The organism is Chryseobacterium sp. 2987 (genome assembly GCF_031456375.1).
Lineage (GTDB): Bacteria > Bacteroidota > Bacteroidia > Flavobacteriales > Weeksellaceae > Chryseobacterium > Chryseobacterium vaccae.
Genome location: NZ_JAVDUN010000006.1, coordinates 110455 through 130502, shown reverse-complemented (window position 1 = coordinate 130502; position 20048 = coordinate 110455). Strand labels below are relative to the sequence as shown.

18 protein-coding genes and 3 tRNA genes are annotated in these 20048 nt (G+C 36.2%); 9 read left to right on the top strand and 12 right to left on the bottom strand.

The annotated features are described in order from the left end of the window. Positions 1-216: 216 nt before the first annotated feature. The 7 genes from J2Y40_RS18260 to J2Y40_RS18230 all read right to left on the bottom strand — a co-directional run bounded on the left by J2Y40_RS18260 (position 217) and on the right by J2Y40_RS18230 (position 3770). Positions 217-603: a hypothetical protein gene (locus J2Y40_RS18260; protein WP_310000609.1), complete on the bottom strand. Its 387-nt coding sequence runs from the start codon at positions 601-603 to the stop codon at positions 217-219. Between the two features lie 461 nt (positions 604-1064). Beyond that, positions 1065-1136 (bottom strand) — tRNA-Glu (locus J2Y40_RS18255). Between the two features lie 67 nt (positions 1137-1203). Further along, a tRNA-Glu gene (locus tag J2Y40_RS18250) sits at positions 1204-1275 on the bottom strand. Positions 1276-1285: 10 nt separating this feature from the next. Then, entirely contained in the window at positions 1286-1540 is a 255-nt protein-coding gene (gene rpsT / locus J2Y40_RS18245) for a 30S ribosomal protein S20 (protein ID WP_153397563.1), read from the bottom strand. Between the two features lie 67 nt (positions 1541-1607). Further along, a complete protein-coding gene (locus J2Y40_RS18240; RefSeq protein ID WP_153397565.1) occupies positions 1608-1928 on the bottom strand; it encodes a hypothetical protein in 321 nt (106 codons plus the stop codon). A gap of 11 nt (positions 1929-1939) precedes the next feature. Beyond that, positions 1940-2014 (bottom strand) — tRNA-Glu (locus tag J2Y40_RS18235). 466 nt (positions 2015-2480) lie between these two features. Further along, positions 2481-3770: an N-acetylmuramoyl-L-alanine amidase gene (locus J2Y40_RS18230; protein WP_153397567.1), complete on the bottom strand. Its 1290-nt coding sequence runs from the start codon at positions 3768-3770 to the stop codon at positions 2481-2483. A gap of 53 nt (positions 3771-3823) precedes the next feature. On the opposite strand from J2Y40_RS18230, the gene J2Y40_RS18225 reads away from it, so the two are divergent. The 3 genes from J2Y40_RS18225 (at position 3824) to J2Y40_RS18215 (ending at position 7318) form a co-directional block, all read left to right on the top strand. Further along, a complete protein-coding gene (locus J2Y40_RS18225; protein WP_153397569.1) occupies positions 3824-6409 on the top strand; it encodes a putative LPS assembly protein LptD in 2586 nt (861 codons plus the stop codon). Between the two features lie 73 nt (positions 6410-6482). Then, positions 6483-6863, top strand: coding sequence for a RidA family protein (locus J2Y40_RS18220; RefSeq protein WP_062700765.1), 381 nt, complete (start codon positions 6483-6485; stop codon positions 6861-6863). After that, on the top strand, positions 6863-7318 hold the full coding sequence (locus J2Y40_RS18215; RefSeq protein ID WP_310000605.1) for a hypothetical protein: 456 nt from the start codon (positions 6863-6865) through the stop codon (positions 7316-7318). Before J2Y40_RS18220 ends, J2Y40_RS18215 begins: the two co-directional genes overlap by 1 nt. 63 nt (positions 7319-7381) lie before the next feature. On the opposite strand, the gene J2Y40_RS18210 is transcribed toward J2Y40_RS18215, so the two are convergent. Beyond that, positions 7382-8917, bottom strand: coding sequence for a trypsin-like peptidase domain-containing protein (locus J2Y40_RS18210; RefSeq protein WP_153397573.1), 1536 nt, complete (start codon positions 8915-8917; stop codon positions 7382-7384). A 337-nt stretch (positions 8918-9254) separates the two neighbouring features. On the opposite strand from J2Y40_RS18210, the gene J2Y40_RS18205 reads away from it, so the two are divergent. Together J2Y40_RS18205 and J2Y40_RS18200 are read left to right on the top strand one after the other, a co-directional pair. After that, positions 9255-10610 carry a rhodanese-related sulfurtransferase gene (locus J2Y40_RS18205; RefSeq protein ID WP_310000603.1) on the top strand — a complete coding sequence of 452 codons (1356 nt, stop codon included), beginning with the start codon at positions 9255-9257 and terminating at the stop codon, positions 10608-10610. A 127-nt stretch (positions 10611-10737) separates the two neighbouring features. Further along, a complete protein-coding gene (locus J2Y40_RS18200; protein WP_310000600.1) occupies positions 10738-11283 on the top strand; it encodes a 5-formyltetrahydrofolate cyclo-ligase in 546 nt (181 codons plus the stop codon). Here the strand turns inward: J2Y40_RS18200 and J2Y40_RS18195 are convergent. Further along, on the bottom strand, positions 11232-11819 hold the full coding sequence (locus J2Y40_RS18195) for a hypothetical protein (RefSeq protein WP_153397579.1): 588 nt from the start codon (positions 11817-11819) through the stop codon (positions 11232-11234). The two genes, J2Y40_RS18200 and J2Y40_RS18195, sit on opposite strands and share 52 nt — an antisense overlap. Then, a complete protein-coding gene (locus J2Y40_RS18190) occupies positions 11803-12969 on the bottom strand; it encodes a hypothetical protein (protein ID WP_310000595.1) in 1167 nt (388 codons plus the stop codon). The genes J2Y40_RS18195 and J2Y40_RS18190 overlap by 17 nt, the downstream gene beginning before the upstream one ends. 183 nt (positions 12970-13152) lie before the next feature. On the opposite strand from J2Y40_RS18190, the gene J2Y40_RS18185 reads away from it, so the two are divergent. Next, a complete protein-coding gene (locus tag J2Y40_RS18185; RefSeq protein WP_310000593.1) occupies positions 13153-13536 on the top strand; it encodes a hypothetical protein in 384 nt (127 codons plus the stop codon). A gap of 226 nt (positions 13537-13762) precedes the next feature. Here the strand turns inward: J2Y40_RS18185 and J2Y40_RS18180 are convergent, their stop codons facing one another. Continuing rightward, positions 13763-14530, bottom strand: coding sequence for an RNA methyltransferase (locus tag J2Y40_RS18180; protein ID WP_153397585.1), 768 nt, complete (start codon positions 14528-14530; stop codon positions 13763-13765). Positions 14531-14607: 77 nt separating this feature from the next. Next, complete coding sequence (gene rmuC / locus J2Y40_RS18175) at positions 14608-16113, bottom strand: DNA recombination protein RmuC (RefSeq protein ID WP_310000591.1); 1506 nt, start codon at positions 16111-16113, stop codon at positions 14608-14610. Positions 16114-16248: 135 nt separating this feature from the next. Between rmuC and J2Y40_RS18170 the strand changes: the two genes are divergently transcribed. From J2Y40_RS18170 to J2Y40_RS18160, 3 genes are all read left to right on the top strand, one after another. Next, a complete protein-coding gene (locus J2Y40_RS18170) occupies positions 16249-16923 on the top strand; it encodes a response regulator transcription factor (protein ID WP_153397589.1) in 675 nt (224 codons plus the stop codon). A gap of 2 nt (positions 16924-16925) precedes the next feature. Continuing rightward, positions 16926-18287, top strand: coding sequence for a sensor histidine kinase KdpD (locus tag J2Y40_RS18165; RefSeq protein WP_153397591.1), 1362 nt, complete (start codon positions 16926-16928; stop codon positions 18285-18287). Between the two features lie 480 nt (positions 18288-18767). Beyond that, positions 18768-20042, top strand: a complete 1275-nt coding sequence (locus J2Y40_RS18160) for a TolC family protein (RefSeq protein ID WP_310000588.1) — start codon at positions 18768-18770, stop codon at positions 20040-20042. Positions 20043-20048 lie beyond the last annotated feature (6 nt).

The window sequence follows — 20048 nt, the reverse complement described above, 5'->3', positions numbered from 1 at the left end:
AAAAAATTATTGAAAGATTTGCTGTAAGGTGAATATGATTGCGTATTGCAATAATTTGAATTGACACATTAAAATATATTAATGTAAAAATGTCCTAAAACCTATCCGCTGTACACCTCTTGATGCCAAATGAAACCTCTGATTTCCACATCAAAAGTATTTTGTATTCTGAAAAAGACTGCCTAAAGGCAGTCTCTGAATGGGTTTAAATAATTGTTACCACTCCCAGGTATAAGATATATTACCACCTACAGTAGTAGCACCTGTTTGAGGATTTGTCGTCGTGGTGATACCGACTGAAAGTTTCTTTTTCTTCTTACCTCTGGCAGCAAATGCTGAAGGAGGCGTGGTGTCCTGCATTTCAATGGGAACTTGTCCTAAAAGTCCAATTGCTAAACTAAACCCAGTGATTCTTAAATCTGCAATTTCAAGAGAAGACAGGTATTCGTTTTGTTCGTCGGTTAGTTCGAAGTTTTCTCGGATGAATAAAGCTGGGTCTTTCGCTACATTATCAGAAATCATAAGTCTTTCCTCAAAAGCTAATTCGTTAATTTCTGCTTGTTTTGCTTGTACTCCTTCCGGAGTGAATGGCATTCTTTCCATAATAAATAATAGTGTTAGGTTAATTGGTTAAAAAAGTAAATAACAGTGAGCGCTATCCTGTTGTTTTCTAAAGCAAAGATATTGCTGCGCAGCGACAGAACTCGTCGTATTAAAATTGATTACAAAAAACTTTTAAAAAATTTTTGAAAGAATTGCATCAGATAAATCAAATAAAAAAATTATTATCATAGTAATTCTTTTACTTAAATATCAGTTCAAATAAATGGGTAAAAGAAGAAGTATTCTCAACCGACAGAAATGCCTAGGTAATTGATGTTTACGATAATAAAAGAGTATAACTTTCCTTATATTAAGTATTCTTGGAACGCGAAGAGTTCTAATATCAGATAGGGATTCTGTTTCAAAAAGGAAAGGTGATTCCTATTGAAAAAACCAGAATCAATGGTATTTTTAAATAAAAAAACAGCTTCTGATGTCAGAAACTGTTTTTTATTAATTTGTAGCCCGTAGGGGAATCGAACCCCTCTTACCAGAATGAAAATCTGAGGTCCTAACCGATAGACGAACGGGCCCTCTATCTTCCACTACCGAAGTAATGTGTTAGTTTTTGTTTTTATAAGTATCAACTCTTAATATATGTAGCCCGTAGGGGAATCGAACCCCTCTTACCAGAATGAAAATCTGAGGTCCTAACCGATAGACGAACGGGCCTACTATAGTATTACGCTAATTTATTAACGTGTTTTGTCAATTTGCTTTTCAAGTTAGCCGCTTTGTTCTTGTGGATAATGTTTTTCTTAGCTAATTTATCCAATAATGCGATAACTTTTGGCAGTTGCTCTGTAGCTACAGCTTTGTTTTCTTCACTTCTTAAAGCTTTCAATGCTGTTCTAGCAGTCTTGTGATAATATCTGTTACGAAGTCTTCTAGTTTCGTTTTGTCTGATTCTCTTTAATGCTGATTTATGATTTGCCATATCGTTCAAATGTGAGTGCAAAACTATAAACTTTTTTTCAAACTACCAAATTTATTTTCAGAAATTTTTAATTTTCTTCTGACAGGTACTTTCTGAGTTTATCTATTGCTTGTTCTATTTTTAAATTTTCCTGTTCTTTTTCTATTTTTTTGATTGTGTTTCCCAACATAATCAAAGCATTGTTCCATTCTCCAGTAGTATTGGTGAAAGTAAGGTTATCTATTGCTACTTCAAAAGCAACCCTTTCTCCGGTCCTGTAAAGTCTGAAACTTATTTTATCATCCCTGCCTGTAATCCCGTCTTCATTGATTTGTAAATCATAACTTTTTGGGTTAGAGTGGATTTTCTTAAAAAGCAATTTCGCTTCTTGTATTTTTAAATCCGGCATGATATCAAATTTGGTAGCCTATAGGGGAATCGAACCCCTGTTGCAAGAATGAAAATCTTGAGTCCTAACCACTAGACGAATAGGCCAAATTTTGAGGTTGCAAAAGTAATGATTAAGTTTTTAACTTCAAAATTATTTTTAATGTTCATTGTATATTTTATGAGTGATAATTTATAAATAACTGATGTTGATATTGTTATGTTAAATGCTTTTTTACAAGGGAACCAGCCTTTTCTTAGAGCGGTAAAAAGCCCGCAAAAGACTGGCGCCATGTTAAAGTATAAATTTATAAAGAATTTTGAATTAAAAGATCTTTAATCCGGAGAAAATAACTTTAAATAACCTGAAATCAAATTAGCTAAAAAAGATGGCAATCTATTATTGATGAGTTTCAAAACTTCCCTCTTCCAGCTTCCGAGTTCTATAAATTCAACAATTCTTATCCCTGAGGTTACATAATTTTAATATTTACATTAAAGAATGGGGGGCAATAGCAAAGCGGCCATACTTTATAGCCGCTTTGTTATATTTTCATTTGAAAAAGAGATTATATTACTTATACACCTTTTGTATCACCGTATTCTTTATTCCTTTTGCATCAAGGTCTTTCTGAAGTTTTACAGCATCTTCCAGAGTGTATACTTTTCCGTAAGTATAGTAGAATATACCGTTATCTTTATTCCTTTCGACATCTTTAAGCGTCTGAAGGATAAATGAATTTCCGTTCAGTTTTTCGCCGGTATAGACTTCTATTGTATAATAGCCTGTAAGAAGTTTCTGGTTCGGCATAAATCCTACTGCAAAAGCATTTCGGAAGCCTGCATCTTTGGCTGTTCTGAGGTTGATGTCTTTTACAGAAGCCATATTGGTTACTCCGTAATAGTATTTATATTGTCCGTTTTCTTTAAGAGGAAGAATATAGTTCAGTCCCTTTAAAGCCGGATCTCCGTCGTTGTATTTAGTTGGAGAGCTCATCAGTAATATTCTGAAGTCATTTTTCAATGGAGACTCTGCGGGTCTTTCAGGTTCTGGTTTTTTGGTAACAACAGGTCCTCCTGATTTTCTATCGAGAGCTTTTTTATAATTAATAACCGCATTGTAGATGTTTTCTGCAACTTCGTCTTTTCCTTTGTCAGAATTCAGATATTGGGCATCATCATAATTGTTAACAAATCCTGTCTCGATTAATACAGACGGCATGGCACTTCTTCTTAAGATGTGAAGATTTTCCTGCTTTACCCCCCTTGAAAAACGTCCGCTTGCCGCGAAATTGGTTTCAATAAAGCTTCCAATAGTCAAACTGTTTTCCAGATATTTACTTTGCTGAATTTTAAGAGCAATTAACGATTCCGGAGAAGAGGCATCATAAGAGGCAAAGGTTTCCTTATCCCTTTCATCAAGGTAGATTACATTGTTTTCCTGCTTCGCTACTTCCAAGTTTTCTTTATTTTGTGCAGGCCCCTGAACAAAGGTTTCCGTTCCTTTTGCTGTAGCCGATTTGCTTGGTGAAGAATTAACATGCACAGAGATAAATAAATCAGCTTTGTTTCTGTTGGCAATATTGGTTCTGTCCGTTAATGATGGGTATTCATCAATCTTACGGGTATATATTACTTTGAAATCTCTGTTTTTTTCAAGCATGGCTCCCAGTTTAAGAACAATGCCTAAAGTAACATCCTTCTCCATTACCAATCCTATATCAGAATAATTCCTGGTAGCTCCATGATCACCTCCCCCGTGTCCGGCATCTAAAACGATGATAAATTTCTTTTGCGAAAAAATAAAAGTGCTGGTAAGGATAAGGAGAAATGATAAAATTATTTTAAAATTTTGTTTGTGCATCTTACAGTTTTAAAAATTATATTAATTTTGAGCCTTAATTATATAGAATAAAATTGGCCAAAACCGTCCTCAAAAATATATTACAAATTTTAATTATCCTAATTTTTAACAATTTTTTAGCACAGAAAACGTCTGAAAAGTTGCCTAAAAATGCGGTTAATGATACTATTTCCAAAAAGGATACCATAGTTGTAAAGAAAGAAGCTTTAGAAGATGTTCTTCGTACAAAAGCCGATGACCAGAGAAGAGATGTTCCTAAAAAAATGACATTTCTGAACAGAAAAGCCCAGGTGAAATACCAGGATATGCAGATTGATGCAGATTATATTTCTATTGATGATAATAAAAATGTGATCTATGCCCGCGGAAAACTGGATTCATTAGGGAAAATCATCGAACCTGTAATAACCATGCAGGGCGGAAAAAAATATGAGACCAACGAATTCAGTTATAATACTAAAACCAGACAGGCTATTGCCTACAATGCCAGAACTGAAGAAAGCGAAGGGGTAATTACCGCACAGAAGACTAAAAAATATAACGATTCTGTGTTCGCTATGAGGAATGCAGATTATACAACCGATGATTATTATATCAAGAAAAAAGATACGGTATCGGATTATTTTATGAGGGCTTCCAATATTAAGCTGATCAAATCCAAAGAAAAATCTCAGATCGTTACCGGTCCTATCCAGATGTATATAGAAAAGGTTCCAACACCTTTAATCCTGCCGTTTGCCGTTCTTCCGTTTTCAGCAAAAAGAGCTGCCGGAATCCTGATTCCGAGTTTTGGGGAAAGGGAAGATGTAGGATTCTTTCTTAACGGACTTGGATACTACCAGCCGATTGGGGAACATTTTGACCTTAAAGTACTCGCAGATATCTATACCAAAGGAAGCTGGAATATACGTCCACAAATGAATTATCTGAAAAAATACCGGTATTCCGGAAGTTTTACGGCAGATGTTGGAACAATGATCAGAGGAATTAAGGGACTGGATGATTATACCAAAAACAGTACCTATAGAATTACCTGGAATCATTCACAGGATACAAAAGCCAATCCATTCCTTACATTCAGTGCTTCTGTGGATATTGTAAGTACCAAGTTTTATAATAATCCGCTGAACAATAACTATATTTTCAACCAGAACGTGCTGAATACACAGCAGAACTCAACGGTAACCCTTACCAAGAGATTCCTGAAACTGCCTATGACCATTACGGGAACAGCTTCTTATGCCCAGAATTTTGCAACGGGACTGTCAGACCTTCGTCTTCCTCAGATGAACGTGGCTATTAACCAGTTTTACTTATTTAAATCTAAAACAGGAGTAAGACAGGGACTTCTTGAAAATATTACCGTAAATACAGGCTTTAACCTGACTAATTTTGTCAACACTCAGGAAAATGAGCTTTTCACTAAAGCGATGTGGGATAAAATGCAGACAGGACTTAAAAATAATATTGCGTTAGGAACCAATACAACCCTGGCAAAATATTTTACATTCAGTTTAAGTGCGAATATTGATAACGCATTAACGACAAAAACCCTGAACAAATATTATGACCCTGTAAAAAATGTTGAAGTAGACGAAATACAGAAGAATGTTGCAGGGTATTCCACTTTCTCTACAACAGCCAGTCTTCAGACAACATTGTATGGTGGAATGAAGTTTAAAAAAGGATCTGCTATACAGGCGATAAGACATATGATGACACCAAGTATCGGGTTTACTTACTCTCCGGATTTCGGAAGTCCGAACTTTGGATATTATAAAAACTTTTACAATGCGCAGGGAGCTCTTACCCCATATTCCATCTTCGAAAAAGGAATTGTAGGAACGCCTCCAAGCGGAATGCAGGGAGCTCTGGGATTGAGTATCGGGAACAACGTCGAGATGAAAGTAAGGTCTAAAAAAGATTCTACGGGAGTAAAAAAGGTTAAGATCTTTGAATCTTTGAATTTCTCCGGAAGCTATAACTTTGCAGCGAAAACACACCCATGGTCTGTATTTACATTCAGCGGACAGTCTTCTTTCTTTAACAACAAACTTAGCGTTAATACAAGTCTTGCTTTAGAGCCGTATAGAATTGCTTTTGCTCCGGGAGAAAATGTTGGGGTCAGAACAGAAGATTTTGGACATTTCAGTGTACAGGGCTTCAATGTTCAGATGTCGTATCCTCTAAGCAGCGAGCTGTTCGGCGAAAAGACAGATTATGCTAAAAAGTATGCCTCAAAAGGAGAAGTAAGAAATGAGAATTATTATTTTGATGATGATAATTACGCTCATTTTGATCAGGCGTGGACTTTGAATGTTAACGCCAATTATGCTTATTCAAAAGGGACTTCAAGATTAGGAAATAAAATCGCTTCCATAGGACTTGACGGAAGTATCAAGCTTACTCCTTACTGGAATATCAACGGAAGTACACACTACGATCTTGTATCCAAAGAATTGGCCTATACAAGGATTGGATTTTCAAGAGACCAGCGAAGTTTTACAATTAATTTCAACTGGGTTCCTTTCGGACAGTATAAAGTATATGATTTCTTTATCGGAATCAAAGCCAATATCTTAAGCGATGCACTGAAGTACAAAGACAGAAGCTTCACGCAGCCTAATGCCCCTTTCTAAGATCGGATTGGCATTTGAAAATATAAATTTTATATTTGCATCCAGATAAAATTCTAATAAAAATAAATTCTAAATGAAACAAATAATCAACACAGTGAACGCGCCTGCAGCTATCGGACCTTATTCACAAGCTAATATGGCCAACGGAGTATTGTATATCTCCGGACAGATTCCTGTAGATCCTGCAACTGGTAAATTGGTGGAAGGAATTGAAAAAGAAACGCATCAGGTAATGAAAAATCTTGAAGCGATCCTTACGGAAGCCGGAATGACTTTTAAAAACGTTGTAAAGGCTACTATCTTCTTAAAGAGTATGGATGATTTTGCTGTAATGAATGATATTTATGCATCATATCTGGATGCAGACAGCTACCCTGCACGTGAAACGGTACAGGTATCATGTCTGCCTAAGAACGTTGATATTGAAATTTCTATGATTGCACATCAGGATTAATGAATTTTATAAGAAATACAATTGCGGTGCTCGTAGGCCTTGGTATAGCTGGGCTTATTATTACTCTTGGTATAAGAGCGTTTCCGCAATGGATCACTTTCGATGCTTTTGCTCCGTTTGAGCACTGGCAGCGTTTTCTTTACAGTATGAAGGATGATAATGCCTTCTTTGGGTTCCTGCTTTTTATTTCAGGATTGGGAACTACCATTGGAGGTGTGGCTACAGCACTCATTGTGAAGTATGCTAAGGTAGCATATGCCATCCTTATCGGCTTTATTATGCTTTTCATCGCTATGCTGGATGTTATCATATTTCCTTATCATCCTACCTTTTATAAGATCTCTATTTTCCTTACGTTTTTCCCGTTCTCATGGGTAGGGGGAAAAATTGTAGAAGTAATTTATGAGCGGAATAAAAAGAAAAGAATCGCTGAGAAAATGAACAAAAACAAATAAAAAAACGCTGCATCAACTGCAGCGTTTTTTTTATTAATATGAAAAGACTATTGTCTGTATTGATTAAGGCATTTTGAATCCTTTGGTATAGATTCTTCCATAGTCGTCTACAAATTTCACCTGTACATTCCCCTGATACTTATCCAGGATTTTTTCTATATCCTTTTGTGAATTGACCGGTTTTCCGTTGATCTCTATGATGATATAATTATCTACGATACCTATTTTGGCCATTTCACCGCCTTCTGCTACAGCTTTGGCAACTACACCGCTGTTCAGTCCGTATTCTGTTTTAAATCTTTCGGTAAGCGGATCAAACTCAGCACCAATCTTTTCAGTTACGCTAAGGTCTGCTTTTGTTCTGGTGGAAGTTCCTCCTTTCTGGTCTCTTAGAGTAACACTGGTCGTAGCTTCTTTACCATTTCTTGAATATGTTACCACAACTTTATCACCAGGACGCTTGCTTCCGATTGACATTGAAAGATCTGCAAAATCTGTGATGGCATAAGTGTCTATTTTAGTAATGATATCTCCTTTTTTCAGACCGGCATCTTCTGCTCCGCTATTCTCCCCAAATCCTAAAACATATATTCCGGATCCTACCTTCAGAGTGGTTTTATTTTGCTTGTTATAAGCCGCAACTTGCTGATCATTCGATAGGTCTAATGATGAAACGCCTAAGAATCCTCTCTGTACAATTCCGAATTTCTTGATGTCCTCAACAATCTTTCTTGCCAGATTAGCTGGAACTGCAAATCCATATCCCTGATAATACCCTGTTGTAGACTGAATGGCAGAGTTGATCCCGATAAGGTCTCCAGCTACATTTACCAAAGCTCCTCCTGAGTTACCCGGGTTGATTGCGGCATCAGTTTGAATAAAGCTTTCAATAGGATTGGCTGCTTTCCCCTGGCTTCCCAGAATTCCGATTCCTCTTCCTTTTGCTGAAACAATCCCTGCAGTCACGGTAGAGTTAAGCCCAAGCGGGTTTCCTACAGCAAGTACCCATTGTCCTACCTCAATATTGTCTGAATTGGCAAAATTAAGATAAGGAAGTCCTTTTTCTTCAATTTTTAGTAAAGAAATATCTGTATTAGGGTCTGTCCCTACAAGTGTGGCGATGTATGATTTTTTGTTGCTTAATACAACTTCCAGTTTATTGGCACCTGCTACAACGTGATTGTTCGAAATGATGTATCCGTCGGGAGAAATAATCACCCCTGAACCCATTCCTGAAGGCATATTGTCCGGAGCCTGCTGCTGCCTTTGTTTCTGCTGGCCTCTACCTCCACCTCCAAAAGGATCTCCGAAGAAGAAATCAAACAGGTCCTGCTCAGAAGCTCTGCTGCTCGTTCTGCTCTGATAATTTTTGATCGTTACCACAGCCGGAACCGTAGTCTTGGCTGCTTTTACAAAATCATCACCCACAGCTCCCGTATTCATTCCTACAAATGATGCAGTAGGTGCTGCTGTTGTGAAAAAGGACTGGTCGCCGTTGTTATTATGCTGTCCAAAATATTGTATTGTCCCAACGGTAGTAGCTCCAGAGACAACTCCCACTACTGCAAATGGTAATAGTTTTTTTAAAGTACTCTTCATTGTATATCTTTCTTTTTTTATGTATTAATTTCTGTTTTATTGTAAGCAAATTTAATGCTAAATAAGTATGCAATTAATGCTAAGTGTTTCAATTTTAACTAAAATTTAACGGCTATTGTGTGATTTTATATATTATGTCATAATTGCAGCCGCTCCAATTAACAAAACTTAAAAATTTATTAAAGATAAAGTGGACGATATGTCCTGTACAAGGTACGATGTAAAAATATAATGACAAAATGATCCTCTGTAAAAGGCTGCTTGTTCCTCCATCATTACTTTACCGGAAAATGATTATCTTTGCAAAAATATTTTTCTCACTTAAAACGTTTATAGCATGCAACTGTATAACACCTTAAGCGCAGAAGAAAGAGCTCAACTTATTGATGAAGCCGGTAAAGACCGTCTTACTTTGTCTTTCTATGCGTATGCCAAAATTGAAGACCCAAAAAAATTTCGCGACGAATTATTTATAGCCTGGAATGCCCTTGATGCACTCGGCCGTATTTATGTTGCTCACGAAGGAATTAATGCTCAGATGAGTGTTCCCGCGGATCAGTTTGAGGCTTTTCGCAATACGCTGGAATTTTATGATTTTATGAAAGGAATTCGTCTGAATGTAGCCGTTGATCAGGACAATTACTCTTTTTTAAAATTAACGATAAAAGTTCGGAACAAAATTGTTGCAGACGGTTTGAATGACGATACTTTTGATGTTACCAATAAAGGAATTCACTTAAAAGCAAAGGAGTTCAATGATCTGCTTGAAGATCCTAATACGATTGTAGTAGATTTCAGAAATCATTACGAAAGCGAGGTAGGTCATTTTGAAGGCGCTATTACTCCCGATGTTGAAAATTTCAGAGAAAGCTTACCAATCATCAATGATCAGTTACAGGATTATAAAGAAGATAAAAACCTATTGATGTACTGTACAGGCGGGATCCGTTGTGAAAAAGCCAGTGCCTACTTCAAACATCAGGGCTTTAAAAATGTATATCAGCTGGAAGGCGGAATTATCGAGTATACCCGCCAGATTAAAGAAGAAGGTATAAAAAGTAAATTCATCGGAAAGAATTTTGTATTTGACCACCGGTTAGGAGAAAGGATTACAGACGATATTATTTCACAGTGCCACCAATGTGGTAAGCCTTGTGATAATCATACCAATTGTGCCAATGATGCCTGCCATTTATTATTTATCCAATGTGATGAATGTAAAGCAGCCATGGAAAACTGCTGTTCTACAGAATGTTTAGAAACCATACATCTGCCTTTAGAAGAGCAGCTGAAATTAAGAAAAGGACTGCAGGTTGGGAATAAAGTGTTCAGAAAAGGGAAATCAGATGCTTTGAAGTTTAAAAATTCTGGAGACTTACCAACAAAACCTCTGGCAAAAGCTGAAACAAAGAATATCCGCCAGAAAATTGCTGTTAAAAAAACTTTAATCGGCAAGGCAGAACACTATTATTCAAAATCAAAAATCGCCCAGTTTTTACTTGAAAACAGTGAACTTTCAGTAGGGGATAAAGTATTGATTTCAGGACCAACGACTGGTGAACAGGAAATTGTCATTACAGAAATGTATGTGCAGGGAGGACCTTGTAAGACTGCGAAACCAGGAGATCAGATCACTTTTGAACTTCCGTTCAGAGTTCGTCTGTCTGATAAATTATATAAGATTTTATCCTAAAGACCCTCATTATGTCCGGAATTATTTCTTTGGTTCAAAGATATAGACGGTAATAAGATATTGGTCCGTGATTAATGAATGATTATTTGATGTCATTATGCAAAAATCTGAACTAAGAAAAAAATACATGCAAAAAAGAAAAGCCTTGTCTTCCGATGAGGCTTTCGTGTTATCAGAAAATATATTCAGCAGATTTTTAGATTATTTCAATCCGAAGGACGGTCAGAAAATACATATTTTCATTCCTATTGAGAAGTTTAATGAGATTAATACACAAATCTTCATTACTTATTTTTTTGAACAAAATATCAGGGTTTATGTGCCTAAAATTGTTGAAGATAAACTTATTGCTATTGAGATTTTTGAAGATTCAGCCTTTGAAACCAATAACTGGGGAATTTCAGAGCCTGTTTCTAATGAAGATTCGGGAGAAACTAATTTTGATTTTGTGGTTACGCCTTTACTGTATTGTGATCCTAATGGAAACAGAATTGGGTACGGAAAGGGATTTTATGACAGCCTTTTTCAAAATATTTCGCACAATGCAAAAAAAATCGGGGTCAATTACTTTAACCCCGACGAATATGTGGATGATATCTGGGAAAATGATATCCCTTTAGACTATTTGGTGACGCCTGAAGAAGTACTGTCTTTCTTCAGCGGGGCAGAGTAGAAATCCAGGAAATAGAATTTAAACTCTTTCTGCATTTTAGACGGAGTTAATAACAGAATATACTGGGCATTTTTTTCAAAAGTTCCTAATGATTTCTTTTTGTCATCGAAATATTCCACATTGAATCTGGCATAATCTAAGGTGTCTTTTTTATAAAACTCTTTATAAACATTCAGGTTATTTACTTTTATCGATTTTACTTTCAGACTATCTAATTCTCTGAACAGTTTTTTAAATGTCAAAGAATCCGGCTTGTGAAAATAGCTTTCCATCTGGGAGTAAATGGCGGTGTCTATTTCCGTATTTCTGTTTCCGGTCAGATAAAGAGTGGAGAGGTCAAGAAGTTCCTGTACTTTTTGCTGAGTAATGGAGTTGATGATCTGCATACTGTCTATCTGTACAGCAGGGTAGCTTTTAGTATTGTTGCTGTTTCTTAATTTATCAAGATCGCTGACTGATTCTGTTTTTTTGTTATTGCAGGCAGCCAATGCAATAATAAGTACTGCTAGAAGTAAAAAGTTATTTATTTTTTTCATCTGTGGATGCAATTTTAAATTTGATAGATATTATTTTTCCTTTTTTATCCTTAATCATTTCTATAAGATTCAGGTTTTTTAAAGAAGTAGTAGGAGTGGTTACCAACGTGATATACTTTTGTTTGTCAAGTCTTTCAATCCCGTAAATATTATTATCATAAATCTGATAAATGACCGCAGTATTGCTGATCAGGTTTTCCAGCTGGCTTCTTTTCTGTTTAAGCAGTTCCGGGTTTCCTTTGGCATCTTTTACCGAGAAATAATAAGCCGCCATTTTATAATCATCCGGTTTCAGCTCTATACGCTCTTCTTCCGGAGCATTTTCCAGGCTTCTGGTTACAGTAAGTGGCTCATACAGGGGAGAGGTGATTACCATTTTCAGGTTTTTATCCTTTGTGGAATAATAAAAGCACTCATTAGGTTTTATTTTATACAGGATGGGAGATTCATTGTCTTTCATCACCATAATATTAAGAGTATTGATCGCAGAAGTTCCCCTGTCCTTATCTACAAAACAATATTTATAGGTTTTGGAAAAAATTTCATCTTTAAAACCAAGAAGTCCTGTAATCGTAATTAAAACTGAAGAGATAATAGCCCAAACATGTTTTTTAAAGAAATTTTTCTTTGGTAATGCTGGTGCTGTTTCAGTATTTTCAGTTGTTGATATTTTTTGATTAACTGGTTGATTTTCAGTATTATATTTTTGTAAATCAGTGTTTTCCTGAGGTTTGCTTTCTGTTTTTTGAGGCTGAATTTCAGTTTTTGGAAGTTCCGGAGCATTTGTAACTGTTTTTTCCAGTTCATTGATTTCTTCTTCCTCAGTTTCTTCATTTTCCTGAAGCAATTCACCGGCAAAAAGATGCTGTTTTTTGAACTCGTACCATGAATCATATCCCGCATAAATACTCAGTAAATTGAGCATATCAATTCTCGGTAATTTGGTTACAGGTGAGTTTTTGAAATAAGTGTAAAATGACTTCTCACTGATGTTGCCTTTCGCTTTTTTGCGGAGGTCTTCCTGGAAATAGATAATGTCAATCCCCTTCCATTTTGAAATATCATCATGGGAAGGAGTGTATTCTTTTAAATATTGTGCCTGAACGTCCTTTTTAAGCTGTTCAAAATGCAATAGATCTAAATCTGTCAATTTTTTGTTTAATAATTAATTTGTTGATTATCAGTTATGTTTTTTTGTAAAACTATTTTACAAAGGTATTACAATTATTTTTCATAAACAACTTTTCTATCTGCTATACCTTTGTCTTGTTCAAATAACAGAACAGAAGAAAATTTTATAAAACAATATTAACAAAATTAAATTTAATTTATTATGAAAAAGTCATTATTCGTAGCTGCTATCGCTGCAATCTCTCTAGTTGCTTGTAAAAAAACTGAAGCTACTGCTACTGAAGGAACAACTGATTCTTCTGCAGCTGCTACTACTGATTCAGCTGCTAACGTAACTGATTCAGCTGCTAAAGTAATCGATTCAGCTGCTACTGCTGGTGTTGAAGCTACTAAAGATGCTGCTGCTGCTACAACTGCTGCTGGTGCTGATGCTGCTAAAGCTGACGCTAAAGGAGCTGCTGATGCTGCTAAAGGAGCTGCTGCTGATGCTAAAGGAGCTGCTGATGCTGCTAAAGGAGCTGCTGCTGATGCTAAAGGAGCTGCTGATGCTGCTAAAGATGCTACAAAAGAAGCTGCTAAGAAATAATTTTAGCTTAAGCTTAAATAATAAAAGAACCGTTTCACCCAGTGAGACGGTTTTTTTATGCTTTGTTGTTATTTATCTTTGTTTAACAGTGTGGCTAAAAAATAATTTCTTTTAAGTTTTACGCCTGATGTATTGTTATGGGGAAATTCTTAAAAGAAGCAGCCAGTTTTTATTCCTCAGGCTGATACAACTTCTTCCACCATCCATCTTCCTTCCTTTCTGAAATTTATCCTTTCTTCTGTCTTAAAGATTCATAACACGTTATGGCTACGGCATTGCTCAGGTTCAAAGAATCGATGCTTCCTGCCATTGGAATCAGGGTGTTTTTTCCTTTTCCGATCCAGAAATCACTTAATCCGGAATGTTCAGTGCCAAATAATACAGCAGAACGTTGCGTGAAATCTCTTTTATAAAGATCTTCAGCGGTTTCATCCATAAGAGTAGTGTAGATATTGAAGCTGTTTTTCTTAAGAAATTCAAGAGTTTCCTCATTTTCAGCCTGGTAAACTTCCATTCCGAAAAGACAGCCTACGCTGGATCTGATGACATTTGGGTTGTAAAAATCGGTTTTTCCGTCTGCTACAATCAATGCATCAATACCGAAAGCTTCACAGCTTCTTAAAATAGCCCCTAGGTTTCCCGGTTTCTCTACACCTTCCACGATAATAATCGTAGCATTTTCTTTCGGACTAAATGAAGATAAAAGGGTTTCTTTCGCCATATAAATTCCTATGATTCCCTCAGAAGTTCCTCTGTAAGCTATTTTTTCATATACTTTTTCACTGACGTAATGAATTTTCGCATCAGGAAGTTTTCCTTTAAAGATATTTTCACAGATGAAAAACTCTACAGGTTCAAAACTGTAGGTTAATGCCCTTTCATTTTCCTGCTTTCCTTCTACAACAAAAACTTTTGATTTTTTACGGAAACGGTTGTCAGCTAAGAGTTTAGTGACATTTTTTATTTTATCGTTCTGAAAGCTTTCTATCAACATTCCGCAAAATTATGCAAAATTTATGATTGATGCAGGCTAGCTTTATAAAAAGAATCTTTCAGTCTCAATTATGGTTTTTATAATTGTGGGTTATCTGTTTCTACAATATTACCGTTATCAATAAGGCTTGGCGGAAGGTCTTTTTTATTTTTAATCCCCAATGATTTCAATTTCTGGGTCTGGATGATCAGATTGTCATTGCCGGTGTGAAGCTGCTTGTAAGCATCATTATAGACATTTTTGGCCTGATCGAGGTTTCTCCCCACCTTTTCGAGGTTTTCCACAAAACCTACAAACTTATCATAAAGTTTGGCCCCTCGTTCAGCAATTTCCAATGAGTTTTTGTTCTGATATTCACGTTTCCAGAGATCTGCAATAAGTTTCAGAGAAGTAATCAGATTGCTTGGATTTAGCAATAAGATCCTTTTTTCATAAGCATAGTTCCAAAGATTTTGATCGGCCTGCATGGCTGCAATATAAGCAGGTTCACTTGGGATGAACATCATAACAAAGTCCAGAGACTTTCCGTAATCATCATAAGCTTTCTGGCTCAGCTGCGTAATATGGTTTTTAATGGAAGCGAGGTGCTGGCTCAGTTTGATGTTGTACACATCCGGATCACTCTCGTCAACAAGATCTGTGAAAGCGGTCAGAGATACTTTGGAGTCAATGATTACATTTCTTTCGTCGGGATATTTTACAACAGCATCAGGACGCATTTTTTTTCCGGAAAACTCAGAAAAGAGAGCATTATTGTCTTCATCGCGCAGCTCATGTTCCAGAAAATATTCCCTTCCTTTCACCAACCCTGATTTTTCAAGAATACTTTCCAGAATCATTTCACCCCAATTCCCTTGGGTTTTGCTTTCACCTTTCAAAGCACGGGTTAATTTTTTGGCATCATCAGAGATCTGCTGGTTAAGTTCTGCAAGCTCTTTTACTTTTTCAGCCAGAGAAAAACGTTCTTTATTTTCTTTTTCATAGGCTTCATTAACTTTGTTCTTTAAATCCGCTATTTTTTCCTGAAAAGGTTCAAGAATGTTTTTTAGGTTATTTTGATTAAGTGTTGTAAATTTTTCTGTCTTTTCTTCTAAAATCTTATTGGCCAGATTTTCAAACTGTAGTTTAGATTCTTCCTGAATTTTTATAATCTCTTCCTTTTGGGTTTCCAATAATTGCTGAAGGCCTTCATTTTTGGCTGTAAGCTCTGCATTTTTAGCAAAAATGTCCTGCTTTTCAATGGCCAATGTTTCTATATGAGATGTTTGCCTGATGTTAAGCTGTTTTAGTTCCAGAAATTGGGTATTTAGTGAAGTATGTTCTGCGGAGAGTCTGGCAAATTCATTTTTAAGGTCATTCAGCAGATCCTGGTTGAGCAGATGCTGTTCTTTTTCTTTAGCATTTTCTTCGTTCAGTTCCTTGATCTTCTGAAGAGCATTAGTAAAATCAGCAGTGCTTTTAATATATAAATTATTTAGCTCGTCATAGGAAGTTCTAGAAACCGATGATGATTTCAAAACAAAATATAAAATCAAGGCACCCAGCAGGCCGCCGGTAATACATCCGATAATTAAATAGGTCATCTCCATTTTTCAAAATTATGAAAAAAGGGCGGATGTTGGAGATGAATGCACAGAGCTTTAAAATGGGTTTGGTTTTATTTCTGATTTTTGTTCTAAAGCCAGAATGGTTATATTTATGGGAAATTTCAGAAACACATGAATATTTTATTGGTAGAAGATGATCAGAGAATTAGTAATTTTCTTATAAAAGGACTTTCGGAAGCGGGATACCATATCACCCTTGCAGATTCCGGGGAAAAAGCAAGAGAAGTTCTTACTACTTATGATTTTGACATTATACTGATGGATATTATGCTTCCCGGGCTGGATGGGATACAGCTTACCCAGATGATTCGGTTTAAGGGAAATTATACTCCGATTCTCGTGTTAAGCGCATTGAACAGTCCGGATGATAAAATTAAAATGCTGGATCTGGGTGCTGATGATTACTTATCCAAACCTTTTCATTTTGATGAGCTTATTTCAAGAATTAAAGCATTAACCAGAAGAAATAAACTGAGTTATCAGAAGGAAAACCAGCTTTTGTCATGCGGCAGTGTTGTTATTGATACAGATCTGCATAAAGTAACCCAGAATGATAAGGAAATTGAACTGTCTCCTACAGAATATAAGCTCTTTACATTCCTGATGGAAAATAAAAACAAAGTGCTGAGCAGAACGCAGATTCTCCATAATGTGTGGGGAATTGATTTCGATAATGCAACGAATATAGTGGATGTTTATATTTCTTATGTCCGCAATAAAATTGATGAGACCGATCAGAAAATTATCCACACCGTAAAAGGAACAGGATATTTAATTAAAGACTGAAAATGACCCTCAGAAACCGGTTTACCCTTATTTCAAGCCTTTCTTTCGGCATCGTTTCTATTGTCACATTTGTGGTGATATTTTTTGCCTATTACGACAGTACGAAGATCTTTTATTTTGAAAAGCTTAGGAATACAGCACTTATTTCTGCGATTTATTACCTTGAAAAGGATGAGCTGCCGAAAGACAGACACGCACAGATCAAAAAAGAATATAATCATCTTATTCAGAATAACAGAGTAGCGGTTTATAATGATAATAACGAAGTTACCTTCGGGCATAATCTGAATGATCAGAATATCAAATCCCGGCATTTACAGACTGCCAGAAATAATAAAGGCGTGCAGTTTATGGCTGACAACAGCTTTTATTCGGGAATCTTTTATCCGGATAATCAGGGAAATTTTGTTGTTTTTGTGAAATCTTCAGACGATTCATTCCGGTCTCAGATGATCAGGCTTTCTGTAATTATGCTTTCCGTACTTGTGCTGGGACTGCTGGCTATTTATTTTCTGAGCAGGTATCTTTCAAAAATTGTTTATAAACCGGTTTCCAATGTTGTGGAACGCATCAGTAATGTGGATTATAATAATATTTCAGCAGCCATTACTTCTACGAATACCAATGATGAAATAGAAGAGCTGATTAAATCGTATAACAAATTATTAAGCCGGATTTCAGAAAGCATGCTCCTGCAGCAGAACTTCATCAATTATGTTTCCCATGAATTTAAAACTCCTTTGGCTGCTATTTCCGGAAACCTTGAAGTGTTCGCCCAAAAGGACAGAAGCCCTGAAGAATACAGAAAAGTTGCTAAAGAATCTCTGGATAATGTCTATGAGATTGAAAATATCCTCAATAATCTTTTACTGATGTCCGGAATGGCTAAACTTGAAGCTTCCCATCAACAGGTGAGAATGGATGAGCTTGTCTGGAAAATTTATGCAAAACTGGAGTCTAAAGCCAAAGAAAAGCAGTCATCCATTACCATACAGCTTCAGGTTACCCAGCCTGCTCTGTTGGAAATTCCGGGAAATGAAACCCTGCTGTACCTGGCTTTGTATAATATCGTGGAAAATGCGGTTAAATATTCTCAGCATGCTCCTGTTGTCATTATTTTATCAGAGGAGAATAATCATCTGGTTATTGAAGTAAAAGATGAAGGAAGAGGAATTCCGCAGGATGATCTCGTTAAAATCACCGAAACCTTCTACAGAGGTAAAAATGTGGATAATATTAAAGGCAGCGGCATTGGTTTATCATTATCTAAAAGTATTTTTGACCACCATCATATTGAGATGAAAATAGATTCTAAAGTAAATGTAGGAACCCGGGTTATTCTTTTGTTTCCGGCAAATGCCTAAAAACATCTGCCTATTCTAAGATCCGTAGGAGATTTGATTTATATTAATTCTTTATATTTTTTGGAACGCAAAGTTTTATGATTAATACTATTGATTTTAGGAAGCTAAGTGTAGAATCAACTCCGTTGATCCGATGAAGCTGCTGACTAACCTCTGGTTCTTGTGATCCTTGAAATAGATGATCACAGGATTAAAAAAAATGCTGAAAATCCTGGATTTTCTTGCGCCTTAAAACAGCGTAATACTTTAAATATTTGCGTCTTTTGCGTTTTTCCAATAAAAAATCTGCTCAATCTGCCCGATTTGTGAGAATATAAATAATGTCCGTTTAAATCTATGGAATCTTAAAAATATGAGTATTAATCATATTGAAAGAACATTCTAATCAAACTCTAATGTTGGACTAACCGAATTCTAATTCCATTCGAAATTGGGTCTAATCTTACACAGATAATTTTGTGGTCTTAAATAATAAGACCCTTGAAGAAAATTATTTTTACCCTATTGTATATTCACTGCTTCAGTTTCTTTTCGGCACAAATCTCCGATACGGTGAGCATTTCCCGAAAGGAAGCCGAAACTGTTTTTCTTGATAAAAACCTTGATCTTATCGCTCAGAGGCTGGAGATTTCCCAGGCTGAAGCCCGTGCTGTTCAGGCTAAATACTGGCCGAATCCAAAATTAAGCATCAGTGAAGTTAACTTATGGAGAACGTATGATATTGAAGAACAGCCTGCCCTTGTCGGGAACTGGGGGAAAAACAGTCAGATCTCAGCGGAAATTGAACAGGTTATTCAGACTGCAGGAAAGAGAAGGAAAAATATTGAGCTCCAGAAAATAGAAGTGGAAGGAGAGAAGTATGAATTACAGGAAGTACTGCGTGAGCTTAAAAAGACTTTAAGAAATACAATGACGGAGATCCTGTATAATCAGGAACAGCAGAAGATTTATCAGGGCCAGATTTCTTCTATTGAGAAATTAACAAAGTCCTATAACAATCAGCTAAATCTAGGAAACATCAGCAAAGCAGAATATGTCCGCCTTAAAGCACAGGAGATTGAATTCAAGAAAAAGCTGATCTCATTGAGACAGGAAATTGAAGACCGGCAGACGGAACTGAAGGCCTTATTAATGATGCCTGCCCATTCTTATCTCGTCATTTCAGATCCATTTGCCATGCCGGATAAAGAACTTTCAGAACTGGAACTTTCCCAGTGGCTGGAAAAAGCAAAAGAAAACCGTCCGGATATTCTGATCTCTAAAAACAAAGAAAAACACGCTGAAAAAAATCTGGAAATCCAGAATGCTATGAAAACTCCGGATATAGCAGTTTCCATTGGCTATGACCGGGGCGGAAATATCATGAAAGATTTTATAGGTCTGGGTGTTTCTGTTGATCTTCCCGTCTTCGACAGAAATAAAGGAAACATTCAGGAAGCCAGGCTGGAGATTCAGAAAATGAAAAATGAAACTCAGAAGAATCTTTTGAAATCTGAAAATGAGATTGTTTCTGTTTTCAGGAATTATCTCCGGACACAGCAGGTCTCTGAAGAGATTGATGATACCTATGAATCTACACTGGATAGCTTATTAGTGAGCCATGAGAAGAACTTCCGACTGAGAAATATCAGTATGCTGGAATATATGGACTTTCTGGATACCTATATCAGCAATAAAATGATCATACTGGATACCAAAAAAGAACTTAATCAATACTACGAAAACCTGCAGTATGCTGTGGGACAGGACTTATAATATTTA